The following is a 17239-nucleotide window of genomic DNA, read 5'->3' as shown; positions in this document are numbered from 1 at the left end:
CCTTGGTATTATATCGTCAATTGCTACTTGTGCTCGTCTTTCAGCCACTGGGCTGCACGCTTGGCAAAGTAGGTCAGGATGCCATCGGCACCAGCGCGCTTAAAGCACAGCAAGGATTCCATCACAATCGCTTTTTCTGCCAGCCAGCCGTTTTGAATAGCGGCCATGTGCATGGCGTATTCGCCGCTCACCTGATAGGCAAAAGTCGGAACAGCCAGCTCGGTTTTCACCCTGTGCACTATGTCAAGGTACGGCATGCCTGGCTTGACCATCACCATGTCGGCGCCTTCCTGGATGTCCAATGCCACTTCGTGCAGCGCTTCGTCGCTGTTGGCCGGATCCATCTGGTAGCTGTGCTTGTTGCCGCCCTTGAGGTTACCGGCAGAGCCGACTGCATCACGGAATGGACCATAGTAGTTGGACGAGTACTTGGCCGAATAGGCCATGATTTGGGTGTTAACGTGACCGGCGGCTTCGAGCGCCTGACGGATTGCGCCGATGCGGCCATCCATCATGTCCGATGGGGCAACAATGTCGGCACCGGCTTCGGCGTGGGACAGGGCCTGCTTCACCAGGATCTCGGTGGTGATGTCATTCACTATGTAGCCGCTATCGTCGATGATGCCGTCCTGACCGTGGGTGGTGAAGGGGTCGAGCGCCACGTCTGTCATTACGCCAAGCTGCGGGAATTCGCTCTTGAGCGCCCGTACGGCGCGCTGCGCCAGACCATCAGGATTGTAAGACTCTTCCGCCAGCAGGGATTTTTTCTCAAGCGGCGTGACCGGGAACAGGGCAATGAGCGGGATCCCGAGTTTCACCAGTTCTTCGGCTTCTTTAAGCAGTAAATCGATGCTGTAACGCTCGATGCCGGGCATGGAGGCAATCTGCTCGGTGCGATGGTTGCCTTCCAATACAAACATTGGGTAAATCAGGTCGTTAACCGTGAGGCTGTTTTCGGCCATCAGGCGGCGGCTGAACTCGTGTTTGCGCATGCGGCGCATTCTGCGTTGTGGGAAAGCACTGGTGATAATGTTCACTATCGTCTCCTCGGTCAGGAATGGGTGTCGGGGGTATCAGTATGAAGGCATACCCGATTGCGGCCCTGGTGTTTGGCCTGATACAGCGCCTTATCCGCCTGCTCGAGTAACAGCAGCGGATGATCGTCGCTCTCAATAATGCTGCAGCTAACGCCAATACTGACGGTCAGCGGAATATTCTGGCTCTCCCAATTGATGGCAAGAGCGGCCACGGCCTGGCGCACGTTTTCGGCCACGGCCACTGCGCCTTCGGCATCGGTGGACGGCAGTATGATAGCAAACTCCTCGCCGCCAAAACGTGATACGAGATCCGTTGGTCGCTTGAGCTGGGACATCATCAGCTCGGCAATCAGGCGCAGGGTTTGATCGCCCGCGAGGTGGCCATATTTGTCATTGATACGTTTGAAATGATCTATATCCAGCATCAGAAGCGCCATCGGGGTTTGCTGGCGACGGCTGATGCGGCCTTCGGCCTGCAGGCGCTTGTCGAAGGCGGCGCGGTTTTTCACGCCGGTGAGGCTGTCGATGGTGGTTTGCTCGGTGAGCTTTTGATTCACCTCGTTGAGTTCACGCAGGGCTATTTCCAGCTCCAGTGTGCGCTCCTGCACCATTTCTTCGAGCCGCTCATTGGCGTCGGCCTCCATTTTCAGCGCATCTTCCCGGGCTTCACGGATCCGCTGCGACTGCTCCAATGCTTCCTGCTGTATTCGCAGTTTGGCTTTACGCTCGTCGCTGAAGCGAATGGCAAGCACGGCGGCCATAAATACAATTTCAACGGTCACGCCCAGCATGGCCGGTGCGACCGGATCCAGTTGGGTGTTGATAATGCTTAAGTAAATCAAACTGCTGCTGGCGGCGCCGGCAAGCAGCATGCTCCAGCCAAACAAATACAGCTTGGCGAGCTTTTGCCCCTGAAACGCCTGTATGAGTGAAAACGCCAGCAGCACCAGCGACACGCCAAGCAGGGTCACCATGTTGCAATAGATGGCGAGGGTATAGCTGATAAAGGGCGACAGCAGCGCCAGAAACAGACAGAAGGCGGCGCTGAAACGGCAAATCCGCAGCATGCGGATATTGTGATGTTTAAGCTGCAGAATTTTTTCGGCAAACATCACCGCAAAGCAAATCACCAGCGGCAACAAAAACGGAATAACCCAGGCTTGCAGTGCAGGCCAGTTGGGCCAAAGATAGCGAAAGGCGATGCCCTGAATAGTCGCGACCAGCAAGGTCATGCTGAGCACGTAGGCTGCGTAGTAGCGGTAGCTGTAGGAGCGGGTGGTAAGCGCCACAAACAGGCTGAAGAGGCCAATGGCGCTCAAAATCCCAAGCTGCAGGCCATGGCCAAGGCTTCGGGTTTCAGACAGTTGGCTCAGGCGACCCGGTGTCAGCAATGTCATCGGTACATGGGCACTGCCTTCGGTGTCTATGTGCAGCAAAATGCTGTGATGTTGCCAGGGCTTAAGCTGCATCGGATACAAAAACTGCGTTGAGCGCAGCGGCCTTTGCTCGAACGGCTGGTGGTCGCCGAGGCTTAGCTCAGTCATCAGGTTGCCGTTGATAAAATGGTACAGTTTCACCTTATCCAGCAGCGGGTTATTGATGGCGAGGATCCGCTCCTGTGGGTTGCTGCGCACCTCAATATCCAGCCGAAGCCAGAGGTTTTTCACCCCGACGCCGGGGCGGTTGTCACGTCCTGCATCTTGCCAGAGCGGGTCATCGGCGCGTGGCAGCGCCTGCACTTCAAGATGGCTGGCAGCGATAAATTGCTTTACCCACGGATTGATATCCAGTTCATCGCTGCTGGTATTGGTCAGGATAAGCGGCGCTGCTGCACGGGCGGCCGAGATGCCGCTTAGCATCAGCACAGTCAGCAGGAGTGCGAGCAGGGCGGGCAGCGACTTAGGCATCCTGGCTCCTGGCTGCGGCATCCAGATTGAAAAAACGCAGGCTATTTTGGTAGGTGCGGCGGCTGAATTCCTCTGCATCCTCGCCCCTGAGCCTCGCGATTTCAGCGGCGATATAGGGCAGGTATTCGGGCAGATTTTTACCGGATTTTGGCTTGGGGCGCATCGAGCGTGGCAGCAGATACGGGCTGTCGGTCTCAATCAGCAGCCGGTCGGCGGGAATGTGTTTGACGAGCTCGGCAAGCTCCTGGCCGCGGCGCTCATCACAGACCCAGCCGGTAATGCCAAGGTGCAGCCCAAGTTCGATACAGGTTTCCATTTGGGCGCGGCTGCCGGTAAAGCAGTGCAGCAATGCGCCTTTGAGTTCAGCCCTGTGCTCGCGCACTATGGCGATAAAGTCATCGTGGGCGTCGCGCTCGTGCATCAGTACCGGTTTGCCGAGTTTGACGGCGAGACTGAGCTGGGCGGCAAAGGCTTCGCGCTGCTGCGGGCGCGGCGAAAAGTCGCGGTTGTAATCGAGGCCACATTCGCCCACGGCCACCACCAAGGGCGACTGACACAGCTCAGTTTGCAGCGTTTCGCTGCCCGTATGCCATCCGGACGCATGGTGTGGGTGCACGCCCGCAGTGGCGTAAAGCTTACCGGGGTAGCGCTGGCACAGCTCAATCACGGCGCGGCTTTCGTCCAAATCGCTGCCGATGAGGATAAGCGGCGAGACCCCTTTGGCCTCGGCGCCGCTTATCACGCTATCGAGCTCTGGTTCAAGCGCACTGCCAATCATGTTGACGGCAATGTCCAGATAGTGGCTCATGGTGTGTGGGCTTAGTTAAGACGTTTAACCCGGATGGTGGAGTTGCGGCTGGCGCTGCCAAGGTAAAACGCGCCGAGTGCGCCTTTTTCAATAAATACCTTGTCACCGGCCACGACCTTGTAGTTGCGGCTTTCGGTTTGTTTCCACACCTGGCCGTTGGTGAAGGTCAGTTTGAGGTTGCCGTGCTGATCTTTCTCGCTTTTGGCGACTTCCAGTTCGATACGGTCAGGCTCGTCTTCGGCCTTTTTCACCTTACCGAAGCTGTCATCCACGGCGACGGCAGCTGTTGGCGCTGCGGGTGCAGCCGGGGCTGCTGGCGCCGCTACGGCAGCGGGCGCTGCAGATGAAGACGCGGCGGCAACCGGCACAGCCACAGCGGCCGCAGGGGCAATACCGGCGGCGCTTTGCTCGGCCAGTTTGTCGTAACAAATCAGCCGGTCAAGTTTATCGGCGATGGTGGCACAGCGTGCCAATTCAGATTCAACAGATGCCATGGCGGGCAGGGAAAGGCCAAGGGCGAGAAGCCAGAAGCTGCGCATAGGGGGTTCCTTGTATTTCTACTTTGGCAATCAATATAAAATCGGCCCGACCCCGAGGGGCAGGCCGACAAGTGGCAAAGGCGTTACCGTCGCTTATTCGGCGTGGGTTTGCTCTTCTTGTTCGTCTTCGCTCTTTTTACTGTAAAAGCGCGCCGCAAGCAATCCACCTTCGAACAGCAGCAGCATTGGAACCGCCAGCATGGTCTGGGAAATCACATCGGGCGGAGTTAGCAGCATGCCAATGATAAAGGCGCCCACTATGATGTAGGGCCGTTTGGCCTTGAGGTCTTCAACCGTGGTGACACCGGCCCAGCACAGCAGCACGACGGCCACCGGAATTTCAAACGACAAGCCAAAGGCAAAGAACAGCTTGAGGATAAAATCAAGGTAACTGCTGATGTCGGTCGCGACTGTCACCCCTTCTGGCGCAACGCTGGTGAAAAAGCCAAACACCACCGGAAACACCACAAAGTACGCGAAGGCAATACCGAGATAAAACAGTAAGGTACTGCTGATAAGCAGCGGCACCACCAGACGTTTTTCATGCTTGTACAGCCCCGGCGCCACAAAGGACCAGATCTGGAACAGCACATAGGGCACGGCCACAAAAAACGACAGCACTAACGTCAGCTTAAAGGGTGCAAAGAAGGGCGCGGCCACGTCGGTGGCGATCATGCTGGCGCTTTCGGGCAGCACGCTCATCAAGGGGATGGCCATGAAGTGGTAAATGTCGTTGGCCCAGTACACCAGGCCAACAAACACCAGCAGCACACCGGCGATACATTTGAGCAGTATGGTGCGCAGCTCTAACAGATGGCTTATCAGGGGTTGTTGATGTGACGACATGAATTATCCGTTGGCTTTGGGCGTGTCGCCGCCGGCCTTGGTTGATTCTACAGCGGCTGCGACCGGCGCAGGAGCGGCGGTGTCAGGCTTGGCCTGCTCTGGCTCGCTGACCTGATAGGGACGGTTTACTTCCTGTGCGGCCTGTTTGAGCTGGTCGATGGACTCTTGCAGCTCGGGCGACAGGTTAGACAGCCCCTTGCTCTCGGCCTTTTTCAGATCGGCATGTAACTGCTCAATCTTAAGCTCCTGCTCCAGCTCGTCTTTGACCGAGTTGGCCATCCGCTTCATGGCACGGATCCAGCCGGACACAGTCCGCACTGCCACAGGTAAACGCTCCGGCCCAAGCACCACCAAACCTATAATGGCGATGAGGAGCAGCTCCATAAAGCCGATACCGTCAAACATAAGGAATTACGCCTGTTCTTTCTTTTCGGCTTCTGGTTTTTTGTCAGCAGCAGGCTGAGCGGTTTGCGCTGCAGTTTGCTGAGGTGCAGCCTGAGATTGTACAGCCGCTTGCTCGGTAGGTTGAGCCTGGGCTTGGGCATTGTTTTCCAGCGCCTTTTTGTCTTCATCTGACATGGCGTTTTTAAAGCCCTTGATGGCACCGCCAAGGTCGCCACCCAGTGAACGCAGTTTCTTGGTGCCAAACAGCAAAATCACGATAAGTGCGATGATGAGCAATTGCCAAATACTGATACCACCCATGAAGGATTCCTCTCAAAAATGAAGTCGTTCTATTATGAACCTGAGATTATTTAGTGCTAGCTAAAATTTGCGATTCTTTGGCCTGGATCTCCATCCGGCCAACCAAACAATGGCGCCCGCACCGAGACAGGCCGCGGCGAGCCACAGTGTATCCGTTTGAGCAAACAAAATAGTGCCACAGATCAACAAAACAGCAGAGCTGATGAGCAGGAAATTGCTCTTGTGTGCCTTTTGTTGATATTTGAGGTACCGGTCGAGCATCTGTTGCTGAGTGCCGAGTAGTTTGCGGCCCAGCTTGAGATTGTCGTAGATAAGCTCAGGAAACTCCGGCAGTTTATCAGACCAGAAGGGCAAGTTTGTTTGCACTTTTTTGAACATTGCTTTTGGACCGACCTGCTCGGCCATCCAACGCTCCAAAAATGGCTTGGCGGTTTGCCATAAATCCAGCTGAGGATAGAGCTGGCGGCCAAGGCCTTCGATATAAAGCAGCGTCTTTTCCAGCAGCACCAGCTGCGGCTGCACCACGATATCGAAGCGTCTGGCGGTCCGGAACAGCTCAAGCAGCACATGGCCAAAGGAGATTTCATTCAGCGGCTTATTGAACATCGGCTCGCACACCAGCTTCACCGCCTGCTCAAACGCCAGAATATCGGTGTTGGACGACACCCAGCCGGACTCCACGTACAGCTGAGCGATACGGTGGTAATCGCGATTGAAAAAGGCGAGGAAGTTCTCAGCCAGATAGCGCTTGTCCTCTTCATTGAGGCTGCCCATGATGCCGCAATCAAGGCCTATGTAGTAAGGGTTTTCCGGATGCTCGCGGCTGATAAAAATGTTGCCGGGATGCATGTCGGCATGGAAAAAGTTGTCGCGGAACACCTGAGTGAAAAACAGCTCTACCCCGCGCTCGGCCAAAAGCTTTAAGTTAGTGCCCTGGGCATTGAGCGCCTCGATATCCGACACCGGAATGCCTTCAATCCGCTCCATCACCATCAGGCGTGGATGGCAAAGGGATTCATACACATAGGGAATGTAGAGCGCATCCGAGCCTTCAAAATTGGCCTTAAGCTTGATGGCGTTCAGTGCTTCAAGCTTAAGGTTAAGCTCGCCAAGAATGGTGTTCTGGTAGTCTTCGACCACTTCCACCGGCCGCAGCCGGTTGCCGCTGCCAAGCAGGCGGTCGACCCAGGTTGCCACCTGCAGCATCAGCTCAAGGTCGGCATGGACTTTTTCTTCCACATTGGGGCGCAGCACCTTGAGCACCACGGCCTTACCGTTGGATTTGAGGGTGGCGGTATGCACCTGCGAAATCGAAGCCGACGCCAGCGGCGTGTCGTCAAAATCGTCAAACAGGCTGTCGATGGGGGCGCCAAGCTCGGCTTCGATGGCGCTGCGCGCCAGCGCGGCATCAAAGGGCGGTACCCGGTCCTGCAGCATAGCCAGCTCTTCGGCCCACTCGTCGCTTAACAGATCGCGGCGGGTCGACAGCATCTGGCCAAACTTAATGTACACAGGCCCCAGTTCCTGCATCGCCAGTTTAAGCCGTTCGCCGCCGCATTTATCTTTGTGCTTGTTGCGAACCCAGAACAGGCTCATGCGCGCAGCGCGAACATACCAGGGAGTCAGTGATGGGGGCAGTACGTCATCCAGGCCATAGTGAAGCAAGGTCCGGACGACCTGATATCCACGGCGGAGGCTGGCGAGGGTCATGGTGTAAGGCGATCCCTTAATTGGTTGATTTTGTTCTCAATGGCATCGGTGGCCTTGGCAAGGGCTTCGATGTTGTCCTTAAGATGAATAAATTCGATTTTGTGCGGGGTGAGGCGATATTCCTCGGTGCCAAGCTGGGCGAGGTGACTTAAGGTCTTGTCGCCAATGCGTTTAAGCTCAGAGCCTAACCTGCGACCACCGGCCTGCAGCTTATGCGCCGGACCATCGCCTATATAGCGTGCCAGCGGCTCGCCAAGGTCAAGCTGCTGCTCTTTGAGCAGACGGCTGAAACCCTGCAGCACATCAAGGTCGCCTTCAATATCGAGGCTGCCGGCCTTGACCAGGCTGCTTAAGCTTTCGCCTTCGCTGAGGGCGCGCAGGGCAAATACCGAGGCCTTGACGCGCACATCGGTCTTGCCGTCGTATTGGCCAAGCACGGTGACGCTGTCGTCAAAAAACAGATAAAGCGGGAAAGACAGCTCAGACAGCTGAATGGCAATGGATTTGCCATTCAGGCCGTACTGACGGGGGCTGGCGCCGGTGTGGGCCAGCAGTTTTTCAAAGCCCAGTTCCACGGCGCCACACAGGATGAGGGCCAGTTCCCGGGCCAGCATCAGAACTTGTAACCCCGATGCAGTGCCACTACACCGTCGGTCATGTTGATATAGTCCACCTGCTCAAGGCCGGCGTTCTGCATCATGCCCTTGAGGGTGTCCTGATCCGGGTGCATGCGGATGGATTCGGCCAGATACTCGTAGCTGTCGGCATCCTGGGCGATGACCTGGCCCATTTTTGGCAGGATCTTAAAGCTGTACAGGTCGTAAAGCTTACGCATCACTTCGTGCTGCGGCTTGGAAAACTCCAGCACCAGCAGCTTGCCGCCCGGCTTGAGTACCCGCTGCATGGAGCGCAGCGCCGCGTCTTTGTCGGTCACGTTACGCAGACCAAAGGCGATGGTGATGATATCGAAATGGTTATCGGGAAACGGCAGCGCCTCGGCGTTGGCCTGCACGTAACTGACATTGCCGACTATGCCCAGATCCCGCAGTTTGGCGCGGCCAACCTTGAGCATGGAGTCGTTGATGTCGGCCAGAACTACCTGTCCGCGCTCACCGACCAGACGGGAGAACTTGGCGGTCAAATCGCCGGTGCCACCAGCCAGATCCAGCACTTTCATGCCGGGACGGGCGCCCGCGGTTTCAATGGTGAAGCGTTTCCACAGGCGATGAATGCCGAAGGACATCACATCGTTCATAATGTCGTACTTGGCGGCTACCGAGTGAAATACGCCGGCAACCAGGTCAGCCTTTTTATCGGCATCGACTGTCTTGTAACCAAAGTGGGTGCTGTTGGATGCGCCGTCGGACATCTGTTCTTTCCTGTTGTTTCCCAAACTGTTAAACGCGAGTGTATGCCAAAGGGCAGGCCTTGCTGAATCCGTGAGCAATCAGCTTTGTGATCCAGTGCCTATCCTGCACCTGACGGGATCTCAGCCGTGTGAGCCCGGTAGGATTTTGGCAAAAGCGCAGTGACTGCGCATTAGAGCACAATATGCGAATTTAATGAATAGCCAGTGAATAGCGAGCGGGCAGCGCTCTTATCACGAGCGGCCGCCTGCTGCATCACACAGATTCAGCCGCCGCTGGCGAGCCTGCGGCCACGAATGTAGGCGTACACCAGCTCCGTCAGGCTCTGGCCGGTTTCGCGCATGCCGGCATCGATGCCTGCGTCGTGGCAAACCGGCGCGGCCTCGGCCAGATGCAGATAAGCGCAGTCGCAGTGTTTGGCCATGTGGCTGATGTAACGGGCGGCGTCCATCAGTGGCACGCCGGCGGCGGTCATGGCGCTCGATGGCATATTGGCAATGGCGTCAACATCCAGCTCCAGCGCCACCGGCAGATCGGTGGCTTTCAGCGCCTTGCTTATCTGCCTTAGCGCGTCATCGAGGCTTATTTCGCCGCGCACCCAGATTTGCTGCAAGGTGTGCCAGCTGCCACCGAAGGCCTCGAGCTGCTCGAGGTTGGCTTCGCTGTTTTTGAGTTCATGCAGGCCGAGCACATGGTAAAAGTCGAGCGCGCCGCTGGCGGCGGCGTAGCTGAAACCATTGCCGCTGTGGCGACCTTCGCGCAGGCGAAAATCTGAATGAGGGTCAAGGTTTACCGCTGCTGCAGGGCGATGGAACGCCTGTTTGACCGCCATCAGCAGGCCAAAGGCGTTGTTGTGGCCGCCGCCGATAACTATGGGCTCGAGGCCGGCATCCATGATGGCGCTGGCTACTGCTGTGACCCGCTCATCCATGCTGGCCACCGCCTGACGCAGTTCGTCGAGCGCCGCGCCGTCGCCCGGCAGTAAGTCGTGAAAATCGAGCTGCCCGAGCACCAGTAAATCGTCGCCACGGTAAAAGCGGTTGGACTGCAGATTCACCAGCCATTTCATGCAGGCTTCAAAGGCATTGGTAGCGCCGCCACGGCCAAGGTTTGCCCGAGGGCCGGCGTCTTCACCGGCGCCAAGCAGCACAAAGCGGGCGCCCTTGTCTTTGGCCAGTTGCAGGGTATCACTGAGGTTTTGGGCTTCGCTCAGCAGCAGGTGGTGGCCAAGGCGGGTTTCGCCGGGGCGCTGGCCAAGAATGGTGTTCAGCTGGTCGCGGGTATAGGGAATGAGATGTTGCATGGGAGTCACGCCGACTGGGAATAATTGCGCTTATTGTGGCAAAGGGCGGCGAAAAGGCAACGGCAAAATGGGGTTGTGTGTAGCCGAAACGGCATAAAAAAAGGCCGGCTGCGCCGACCTTGATTGGGTGCGCCCTAGCGCGCTTATTCTATGTCCAGCGGCTCAGGTGACAGGATAATTCCGGTGCTGTCGGCGTACACATGGTCACCGGGCAGGAAGGATACGCCGCCGAAGTTCACCGGCACGTCGACTTCGCCGATGCCGTGGTTGTCCGCGCCCACCGGGATAGAGGCCATGGCCTGAATGCCGATATCCAGCTCTTCAAGTGCGTCTACATCGCGCACGCTGCCGTACACGATAATGCCTTCCCAGCCGCTGTTAACGCCGATTTCGGCGATGGTGGCATCAATCAATGCCCGGCGCAGCGAGCCGCCGCCGTCGATAAGCAGCACCCGTCCTTCACCGTCTTCTGCCAGCACGTCTGCAATAATACCGTTGTCTTCGAAACACTTGATGGTGCTGATGGTTCCGCCAAAAGAGCTAACACCGCCGTAATTACTGAACATGGGTTCAACCACATCCACGACGTCCAGATACATGTCGCATAATTCTGAGGTGTTGTATTCCATAGTCATCTCCTGTTTCGCCTTACGTCAGGCAGGCTGTTCAACACTGAACTTAGGCCAGTATATAAGGGAATCTTGAAAAGAAAAGTGTTATCAATCACGGTATTGGTCCCCCTGCCACCGCCATCAGAACTGTAGTTTAATTTCATCATCACTAAACTTTATGGCGCAAAATTTTGACTTCTGTCATCATATGACGGTTTTTTATTACAAGACTGTGGGCGATTTTGTTAGCATTGTCCCCAGTCCCATTCCAGTTTCAATTAACAATCCGCTTTAGGGGCACGGACCCCCCATTAAGCTCATGGAAGGCAGAGGGCCTTTTTCGAGGTGCCTTTATGGAAGCTCTGAACATGACAGAAATCGTCGGCTACATGGCCTCGGTGATGGTCGCTATCTCTCTGATGATGAAAGATATTATCTGGCTGAGATGGTTGAACTTCATCGGCTGCAGCCTGTTTGTGGTCTACGGTGTTGCCATCACGGCCTGGCCGGTGGCAGGCATGAACGCTTTCGTTGCCTGTATCAACATTTACCATCTGTTCAAAATCTACCGTGCCAAGACTCAAAGCCCTGTAACTGCCTGAGTTTACTTGTCATAAAAGTGTCGGGCAGGTGTCACTTGCCCGTCATGCGTCTTAGCTAATCTGCCATTTATCCGGGTTGGAACTTGGGAGATGGCATGCTCAACCGCCTCACAGCACTCGATCAACGGGGTTTCCTCGTTATTGCCAGGCTTGCCCGCACGCGGCGCCTGCAACGACCCGCTCTGCTCATTTCCGCCTCCGGCGATGGTCCTCTCTATCTATACCTTTGCTGCACCCTGATGCTGGTTGACAGCGACGGTGAACGCTTGTTTCGCCTGTGCCTTTGCGCCTTTTTATTGGAATTGCCCCTGTATTTGCTGCTGAAAAACAGCATCCGCCGCATTCGCCCTTGCCACAGCGGCGTGCTTGTTCAGGCGCAGTTTGAGCCATCGGATCGTTTCAGCCTGCCATCGGGCCACACGGCGGCCGCGTTTGTGATGTGTTTTGCCATCGCTGAGTGTTATCCGCCGCTGTGGTGGCCTGCCTTGGCATGGGCAAGCCTGATTGGCCTGTCGCGGGTCGCACTGGGCGTGCATTACCCCGCCGACATAGTCGCAGGGGCGGCCCTTGGCGGCACTTGTGTTGCCCTGGTCAGCTAATTAGCTGATGGTTTGAAGTTGTTGAATCAAATAACGGTTTGAACAGGGCCTTTGGCCGCCGCGCTCGCTAACTTTCGCACTCGATATGGAGCTATATGAAAATTCTGTACGGGGTACAGGGCACAGGGAATGGCCACTTAAGCCGGGCGCGGGTGATGGCGCGAGCCTTTGAGCACAGCACCCATCAGGTTGATTTCTTTTTCAGTGGCAGACCGGCCGCAGGCTTTTTTGATATGCAGGCCTTTGGCGAATATCGTCTGGCGCGGGGGCTGACCTTTGCCAGCGCCGCCGGTCGCATTCGCCCATGGCGGACGCTCACGCAAAACCTTCCGCCGCACTGGTGGCAGGAAATCCGCGAGCTGGATTTGTCCGGTTATGACCTGGTACTGAACGACTTTGAACCCGTCAGTGCCTGGGCTGCGCGCAGGCAGGGGGTGCCATGCATTGGCATCAGTCATCAGGCGGCGCTGCGCTTTGATGTGCCCAAGGTCGGCAACACCTGGTTCAACGAGCGGCTGCTGGAATACTTCGCGCCGGTTGACCTCGCCCTTGGCTGCCATTGGCATCATTTCGGTTTCCCGCTGCTGCCACCCTTTGTGGATGTGGCGGAAGTGAGCGAAGAGCACGGTCACGATATTCTGGTGTATCTGCCGTTTGAGTCGGCAAGCGACATAGTATCGCTGCTATCACCCTTCGATAAGTTTCGGTTTTTGGTGTACCACGCCAGCGCCGCGCCTGCGGGTTTACCTTCGCATATTCTCTGGCATGGGTTTTGCCGCGAGGGGTTTCGCCGCCATCTTGCCGGTGCCGGTGGCGTGGTGGCCAACGCCGGTTTTGAACTTGCGAGCGAGGCCCTGTGCCTTGGAAAAAAATTGCTGGTAAAACCGCTGCTTGGCCAGTTTGAGCAGCTATCGAACGTGGCAGCACTGCAGCTTTTGGGGGCGGCCCACAGCATGATGCGCTTAAGCCCTGAGGTGCTGAAAGGCTGGCTTAAGAGTGCCAATCCGGCGCCGGTGCGCTACCCGAGCGTGGGGGATGCGCTGGTGCAGTGGCTTGGCGCAGGTGAGTGGCAGCGCAATAAAGAGGCGGCTGCCTTGGGGCTCAGTCGCGATTTGTGGCAGCAGGTTGCCCTGCCGGACACCTGGCGCTGAGCGTCTAAAAAGTGGCAAAGCGTTGGTCAGGGCTCGGCGGTTATAAAAGCTTTGAGGCTATAAAAGCTTGGCGGCGAAATGTATATCCCGCTGCCAGGGTGAAAACTGCTCGCATGCCAGCAGTTTAAGGTGCAGCGCCTGATTGGTGTGGATCCCTGTGATCTCAAGCTCACCGAGCGCCTGACGCAGGCGGGCGATGGCATCCTCCCGGTCGTGGCCGTGGCACACCAGTTTGCCGACCAGCGAATCGTAGCAGGGCGGTACCACAGCGCCGGCAAAGAGCGCGGTATCAAAGCGCACCCCTGCGCCGCCCGGCAGCTGCAGGCCGGTTACTAGTCCCGGGCTTGGCAGCGACGTCTGCGGATTTTCGGCGTTAATGCGGCACTCAATCGCATGGCCGCGCACCAAGGGCCTTGCCGGCAGCGGCTCGCCGAGGGCGACCTTAAGCTGCTCAAGCACCAAATCCAGTCCACACACCATCTCGGTGACCGTGTGCTCCACCTGAATGCGGGTGTTCATTTCAATAAAGTAGAACTCGCCGTCCTGATACAAAAACTCAAAGGTGCCCAGGCCCTGATAACCGAGGCCTTTGGCAGCAGCCTCGCAGCGCGCAGCCATGGCGGCAAGCAGGTTTTTGACTATGCCGGGTGCCGGCGCCTCTTCAATCAGTTTTTGATGGCGGCGTTGGGCTGAGCAGTCGCGCTCGCCCAGACAGATTGCCTCGGCGCCGCTGGCGATGATTTGAAACTCGATATGGCGGGGCTGGGTGAGGAATTTTTCAAGATACAGGCTGTCGTCGCCAAAGGCGGCCAGGGCTTCGGCGCGGGTCAGGGCGATGGCATCAGCAAGTGCATCAGCGCTGTCGACCCGGCGCATACCGCGGCCACCACCGCCGGCACTGGCTTTGATAATGACCGGAAAGCCGATGCGCGAGGCCAGCGCCCGATTTGCCTGCATGTCGTGACCCAGGGGACCATCTGAGCCCGGCAGGGTCGGAATCCCCGCCGCCTTCATCGCCTTGATGGCACTGATTTTATCGCCCATGGTGGCTATGGTGCCCGCATCCGGGCCTAAAAACACTATGCCCTGGGCTGTGACGGCGCGGGCAAAGTCGGCCCGCTCCGCCAAAAAACCGTATCCCGGATGTATGGCGTCGGCGCCGCTTAACTTGGCGGCTTCGAGGATGGCGTTGATATTGAGGTAACTGTCTTTGGCTGCTGCCGGACCGATGCAAATAGCGCGGGTGGCCAGACGGGTATGGAGCGCGCCCTTGTCGGCGCTGGAGTAGACCGCCACTGTCTCAAGACCGAGCAGGTGGCAGCTGCGGATAATCCGCACCGCGATTTCGCCGCGGTTGGCAATCAGTACCCGCTTGAATAGCGCCATAGTCACTCAGCGTCGTCGATAATAAAGAGCGGCTGGTCAAACTCAACCGCAGCGGCGTTTTCCACCAATATCGCCCGCACCACGCCGGCCTTGTCGGCGGCAATCTGGTTCATCATCTTCATGGCTTCGATGACCGCCAGGGTATCGCCGATGGCGACCTCTGTGCCCACTTCCACAAAGGGGCGGGCTTCGGGACTGGGGGCGCGGTAAAAAGTGCCTACCATGGGCGACAGGATACGGTGGCCACCGGATTGCTCCGGCGCTGCGCCCTCATAGTCGCCGGAGCCTGCAAGCGGCACCTGGGCTGTGATATTGCCGTGGCGTATGATGCGGATGCTCTCTTCGCCGTCTTTGATTTCAAGCTCATTGATGCCGGATTCCTGTACCAGCTCAATGAGTTTTTTGATTTTGCGCAGGTCGACCGCCATCAGTTGCTCCCCTTAAGCCGCTCGGCGGCCGCTTCCAGTGCCAATTGGTAGCCTTTGGGGCCAAGACCCAGGATCACCCCCACCGCTTTATCGGAAAAATACGAATGGTGGCGGAATGGCTCTCGGGCATGGATGTTGGACAGGTGCACTTCGATAAAGGGCAGGTTTACCCCCAAAAGCGCATCGCGCAGTGCCACGCTGGTGTGGGTAAAGGCGGCGGGGTTGATGATGACAAAATCGGCGTCGGTCTGATGAATGGCGTCAATCAGCACATGCTCGGCGTTGGATTGCAGATGCTCAAACCCCAGGCCAAGCTCGGCGGCACGGGCCGCGAGAGCTTCTACTATCTGTGCCAGTGTCTGGCTGCCGTAAAGTCCGGGCTCACGCCTGCCAAGCAGATTCAGGTTGGGGCCGTTAAGCAGCAGGATTTTGGGAGAAGAGTGACTGGCAGACATGAACAATCCTTTTCGAATAAGCACGATAACAACAGATTGGCTTCAATATCGCCAAAGTTGGCGGCAGTTTCAATGCAAATTATTTGAAGTTGGCTCAAGGATGGGCTGGGCTTGGGCACAAAAAAGCCCCCGACAGGCGGGGGCGTTGGTTATGCGGGGCAGCGGTGATTAACGTACCACTTCATCCCAGGCCATTTGCCAGTAAAGGCCGATGCCGGGCTCGTACTGGTTGGAGCCAGGGGACCACTGCACGCAGTAGCCGTTGTATGGCCAGGGTTTGCAGCGGTACAGCTTGTTGTTTTTAGGCTGGAATACCAGGGTGCCAGCCTTGTACTGACCCAGACCGCTCGGGAAGCTGAATTCGGCATCTGCGCTGCCGCCTTCGCCGGGCCCTGTGCCTGGCTCTGGGCCTTCACCTGGAGGGCTGACCAGATTCAGGTGGAACACTTTCTGGGTTTGTCCGCCATTTTTGGCAACAAAATCAAATACCAGCATATAGTGGCCAGCGCTGGCGTTGGTCACCGGCAGCTCCAGCAGGAAGCCGTAGTCATTCACCTCGTAGCTTTGCTTGGCAACCGTGTTGTAGCCCTTGTTGAGGCTGACGGTGGCTGTAACCGGGGTGTCTGTGTCTACTGTGGCTGAAAACAGCACGCCATCGTCACCAATCAGGTACTCGCCTGCAATGCCGCTGACATTCACTTCCGGCGCTGGTGGCGGCGCCTCGGTTACACGGATCTCAACCCGGTTGATACCAGAGCCGCTCTGGGCAAACACGTCATTTTTACCGGCAATTGGGATGATGCGGTTGTCTGGCCCCATCACACCGGCCTTAAGCCAGCTCTGGGTGCGGTTTACTTCTTCTGCCAGCAGCTGCGGCCAGCGGGCAGGGGCACCATCGGCCTCGGTTTGAATAAGGATTTCAGTGCGCAACGATGGCTGCTCACCACTGCCGGTAAATACGACAGTACTGACCTTGTCACCCACGTTGAGGGTGCGGCCCTCATAGATGTCGCCTACATCCTGCCAGCTGATGCTGCCGGCATTGCCGTTATCAATCATCAGATCCACCATGTTGTAGAAGCTCATGGGGGTATCGCCCACGTCCCACACGCCCATCACAACGTGGTAGCCGGCGCGATCGGACGGCACGTTACACAGGTGAGTCAGGGTACGGGGTGGCTGGCGGTTATTGCCGCTGTATTCACAAAATGGCGCCGGTTCAAACTGGGCGCGGGTCAGTGGCTGGTTTGGATCCCAGTCTTTCTTGGTAATGAAATAGCGCCAGTCGCGGGTCACGTGGTTGGCGGTAAAGGTCCAGGTGAATTCATTGGCGCCGGACTTGATATGACGCTTGGCCCAGCGGTTGATGCTCTGGGCGTTGAGGGCTGAGAACGCGCCGTGGCCTGCGCTGGCGAGCTGTCCGTCGGCAACGCCGGATTCCGGGTAGCGATCCGGGCCTTCAAGGCTTTGCGGCTCGTAGTTTACCGCGCCGCACTGGCTGTTTTCGCCCATGCGGCACAAAAGGCCACGGGATTCAGGTTTGCTGATATAGCCGTGGGCCATAACCTGCTGACTTGGCAGAGCCGCAGCGGCAGCGACAGTCACTGCCACCAGGCTCAGTATTTTTTTGGACATTTTATTATTCTCCGTTGCTGTCGGTATTGGTCGTCAATATTCCGTTGAATGACCTGTTTTTGACGCCTATTGTTCTCAGGAGGCGACAATAGCGACACTCTAGCAATGGCGAATAGGTTTGGCGAGTGGAACGTGACAACTCCGACTTCT

19 protein-coding genes are annotated in these 17239 nt (G+C 57.1%); 3 read left to right on the top strand and 16 right to left on the bottom strand.

Features of this window, described 5'->3' with window-relative positions:
• Positions 1–23: 23 nt before the first annotated feature.
• From hemB to rraA, 12 genes are all read right to left on the bottom strand, one after another.
• Positions 24–1037, bottom strand: coding sequence for a porphobilinogen synthase (gene hemB, locus KJI95_RS18180; protein ID WP_214508628.1), 1014 nt, complete (start codon positions 1035–1037; stop codon positions 24–26).
• A 14-nt stretch (positions 1038–1051) separates the two neighbouring features.
• Entirely contained in the window at positions 1052–2944 is a 1893-nt protein-coding gene (locus KJI95_RS18175) for a sensor domain-containing diguanylate cyclase (RefSeq protein ID WP_214508627.1), read from the bottom strand.
• Positions 2937–3752, bottom strand: coding sequence for a TatD family hydrolase (locus tag KJI95_RS18170; RefSeq protein ID WP_214508626.1), 816 nt, complete (start codon positions 3750–3752; stop codon positions 2937–2939). Before KJI95_RS18170 ends, KJI95_RS18175 begins: the two co-directional genes overlap by 8 nt.
• Positions 3753–3763: 11 nt before the next feature.
• A complete protein-coding gene (locus tag KJI95_RS18165; protein WP_214508625.1) occupies positions 3764–4291 on the bottom strand; it encodes a hypothetical protein in 528 nt (175 codons plus the stop codon).
• Between the two features lie 93 nt (positions 4292–4384).
• Positions 4385–5137, bottom strand: a complete 753-nt coding sequence (gene tatC, locus KJI95_RS18160) for a twin-arginine translocase subunit TatC (protein ID WP_214508624.1) — start codon at positions 5135–5137, stop codon at positions 4385–4387.
• Positions 5138–5140: 3 nt separating this feature from the next.
• Entirely contained in the window at positions 5141–5542 is a 402-nt protein-coding gene (tatB, locus tag KJI95_RS18155; RefSeq protein ID WP_214508623.1) for a Sec-independent protein translocase protein TatB, read from the bottom strand.
• A 6-nt stretch (positions 5543–5548) separates the two neighbouring features.
• The gene (gene tatA / locus KJI95_RS18150) at positions 5549–5842 is read right to left on the bottom strand and encodes a Sec-independent protein translocase subunit TatA (protein ID WP_214508622.1); all 294 of its coding nucleotides are present in this window, start codon (positions 5840–5842) and stop codon (positions 5549–5551) included.
• A 60-nt stretch (positions 5843–5902) separates the two neighbouring features.
• Positions 5903–7552, bottom strand: coding sequence for a ubiquinone biosynthesis regulatory protein kinase UbiB (ubiB, locus tag KJI95_RS18145; RefSeq protein WP_214508621.1), 1650 nt, complete (start codon positions 7550–7552; stop codon positions 5903–5905).
• A complete protein-coding gene (locus tag KJI95_RS18140) occupies positions 7549–8166 on the bottom strand; it encodes a ubiquinone biosynthesis accessory factor UbiJ (protein WP_214508620.1) in 618 nt (205 codons plus the stop codon). Before KJI95_RS18140 ends, ubiB begins: the two co-directional genes overlap by 4 nt.
• Positions 8166–8921, bottom strand: a complete 756-nt coding sequence (ubiE, locus tag KJI95_RS18135) for a bifunctional demethylmenaquinone methyltransferase/2-methoxy-6-polyprenyl-1,4-benzoquinol methylase UbiE (RefSeq protein ID WP_214508619.1) — start codon at positions 8919–8921, stop codon at positions 8166–8168. The genes KJI95_RS18140 and ubiE overlap by 1 nt, the downstream gene beginning before the upstream one ends.
• A 263-nt stretch (positions 8922–9184) precedes the next feature.
• The gene (locus tag KJI95_RS18130) at positions 9185–10222 is read right to left on the bottom strand and encodes a formimidoylglutamase (RefSeq protein WP_214508618.1); all 1038 of its coding nucleotides are present in this window, start codon (positions 10220–10222) and stop codon (positions 9185–9187) included.
• Between the two features lie 143 nt (positions 10223–10365).
• Positions 10366–10851 (bottom strand): ribonuclease E activity regulator RraA, encoded by a 486-nt coding sequence (gene rraA / locus KJI95_RS18125; protein ID WP_214508617.1) that lies wholly within the window; start codon positions 10849–10851, stop codon positions 10366–10368.
• A 335-nt stretch (positions 10852–11186) separates the two neighbouring features.
• Between rraA and KJI95_RS18120 the strand changes: the two genes are divergently transcribed.
• From KJI95_RS18120 to KJI95_RS18110, 3 genes are all read left to right on the top strand, one after another.
• Positions 11187–11435 (top strand): YgjV family protein, encoded by a 249-nt coding sequence (locus KJI95_RS18120; RefSeq protein ID WP_214508616.1) that lies wholly within the window; start codon positions 11187–11189, stop codon positions 11433–11435.
• Positions 11436–11530: 95 nt separating this feature from the next.
• A complete protein-coding gene (locus tag KJI95_RS18115) occupies positions 11531–12034 on the top strand; it encodes a phosphatase PAP2 family protein (RefSeq protein WP_214508615.1) in 504 nt (167 codons plus the stop codon).
• A gap of 95 nt (positions 12035–12129) precedes the next feature.
• Positions 12130–13185 carry an MJ1255/VC2487 family glycosyltransferase gene (locus KJI95_RS18110; RefSeq protein WP_214508614.1) on the top strand — a complete coding sequence of 352 codons (1056 nt, stop codon included), beginning with the start codon at positions 12130–12132 and terminating at the stop codon, positions 13183–13185.
• A 57-nt stretch (positions 13186–13242) separates the two neighbouring features.
• Here KJI95_RS18110 and KJI95_RS18105 read toward each other — a convergent pair whose 3' ends face one another.
• The 4 genes from KJI95_RS18105 to gbpA form a co-directional block, all read right to left on the bottom strand.
• Positions 13243–14571, bottom strand: a complete 1329-nt coding sequence (locus KJI95_RS18105; RefSeq protein WP_214508613.1) for an acetyl-CoA carboxylase biotin carboxylase subunit — start codon at positions 14569–14571, stop codon at positions 13243–13245.
• Positions 14572–14573: 2 nt separating this feature from the next.
• The gene (gene accB / locus KJI95_RS18100; protein ID WP_214508612.1) at positions 14574–14999 is read right to left on the bottom strand and encodes an acetyl-CoA carboxylase biotin carboxyl carrier protein; all 426 of its coding nucleotides are present in this window, start codon (positions 14997–14999) and stop codon (positions 14574–14576) included.
• Positions 14999–15454, bottom strand: coding sequence for a type II 3-dehydroquinate dehydratase (gene aroQ / locus KJI95_RS18095; protein ID WP_214508611.1), 456 nt, complete (start codon positions 15452–15454; stop codon positions 14999–15001). Before aroQ ends, accB begins: the two co-directional genes overlap by 1 nt.
• 168 nt (positions 15455–15622) lie before the next feature.
• Entirely contained in the window at positions 15623–17089 is a 1467-nt protein-coding gene (gene gbpA, locus KJI95_RS18090) for an N-acetylglucosamine-binding protein GbpA (RefSeq protein ID WP_214508610.1), read from the bottom strand.
• Positions 17090–17239 lie beyond the last annotated feature (150 nt).

The sequence above is a fragment of the Shewanella jiangmenensis genome (genome assembly GCF_018596335.1).
Taxonomy (GTDB): Bacteria; Pseudomonadota; Gammaproteobacteria; order Enterobacterales; family Shewanellaceae; genus Shewanella; species Shewanella jiangmenensis.
The sequence above is the reverse complement of the archived record's forward strand: the minus strand, read 5'-3'. Positions and strand labels throughout refer to the sequence as shown.

Coding starts and splice junctions, on each gene's coding strand:
- tatB (WP_214508623.1), bottom strand. CDS start 5,542: ATGTTTGACGGTATCGGCTTTATGGAGCTGCTCCTCATCGCCATTATA.
- KJI95_RS18140 (WP_214508620.1), bottom strand. CDS start 8,166: ATGCTGGCCCGGGAACTGGCCCTCATCCTGTGTGGCGCCGTGGAACTG.
- KJI95_RS18110 (WP_214508614.1), top strand. CDS start 12,130: ATGAAAATTCTGTACGGGGTACAGGGCACAGGGAATGGCCACTTAAGC.
- KJI95_RS18175 (WP_214508627.1), bottom strand. CDS start 2,944: ATGCCTAAGTCGCTGCCCGCCCTGCTCGCACTCCTGCTGACTGTGCTG.
- KJI95_RS18170 (WP_214508626.1), bottom strand. CDS start 3,752: ATGAGCCACTATCTGGACATTGCCGTCAACATGATTGGCAGTGCGCTT.
- KJI95_RS18105 (WP_214508613.1), bottom strand. CDS start 14,571: ATGGCGCTATTCAAGCGGGTACTGATTGCCAACCGCGGCGAAATCGCG.
- ubiB (WP_214508621.1), bottom strand. CDS start 7,552: ATGACCCTCGCCAGCCTCCGCCGTGGATATCAGGTCGTCCGGACCTTG.
- accB (WP_214508612.1), bottom strand. CDS start 14,999: ATGGCGGTCGACCTGCGCAAAATCAAAAAACTCATTGAGCTGGTACAG.
- aroQ (WP_214508611.1), bottom strand. CDS start 15,454: ATGTCTGCCAGTCACTCTTCTCCCAAAATCCTGCTGCTTAACGGCCCC.
- KJI95_RS18130 (WP_214508618.1), bottom strand. CDS start 10,222: ATGCAACATCTCATTCCCTATACCCGCGACCAGCTGAACACCATTCTT.
- ubiE (WP_214508619.1), bottom strand. CDS start 8,921: ATGTCCGACGGCGCATCCAACAGCACCCACTTTGGTTACAAGACAGTC.
- rraA (WP_214508617.1), bottom strand. CDS start 10,851: ATGGAATACAACACCTCAGAATTATGCGACATGTATCTGGACGTCGTG.
- tatA (WP_214508622.1), bottom strand. CDS start 5,842: ATGGGTGGTATCAGTATTTGGCAATTGCTCATCATCGCACTTATCGTG.
- KJI95_RS18165 (WP_214508625.1), bottom strand. CDS start 4,291: ATGCGCAGCTTCTGGCTTCTCGCCCTTGGCCTTTCCCTGCCCGCCATG.
- tatC (WP_214508624.1), bottom strand. CDS start 5,137: ATGTCGTCACATCAACAACCCCTGATAAGCCATCTGTTAGAGCTGCGC.
- gbpA (WP_214508610.1), bottom strand. CDS start 17,089: ATGTCCAAAAAAATACTGAGCCTGGTGGCAGTGACTGTCGCTGCCGCT.
- KJI95_RS18115 (WP_214508615.1), top strand. CDS start 11,531: ATGCTCAACCGCCTCACAGCACTCGATCAACGGGGTTTCCTCGTTATT.
- KJI95_RS18120 (WP_214508616.1), top strand. CDS start 11,187: ATGGAAGCTCTGAACATGACAGAAATCGTCGGCTACATGGCCTCGGTG.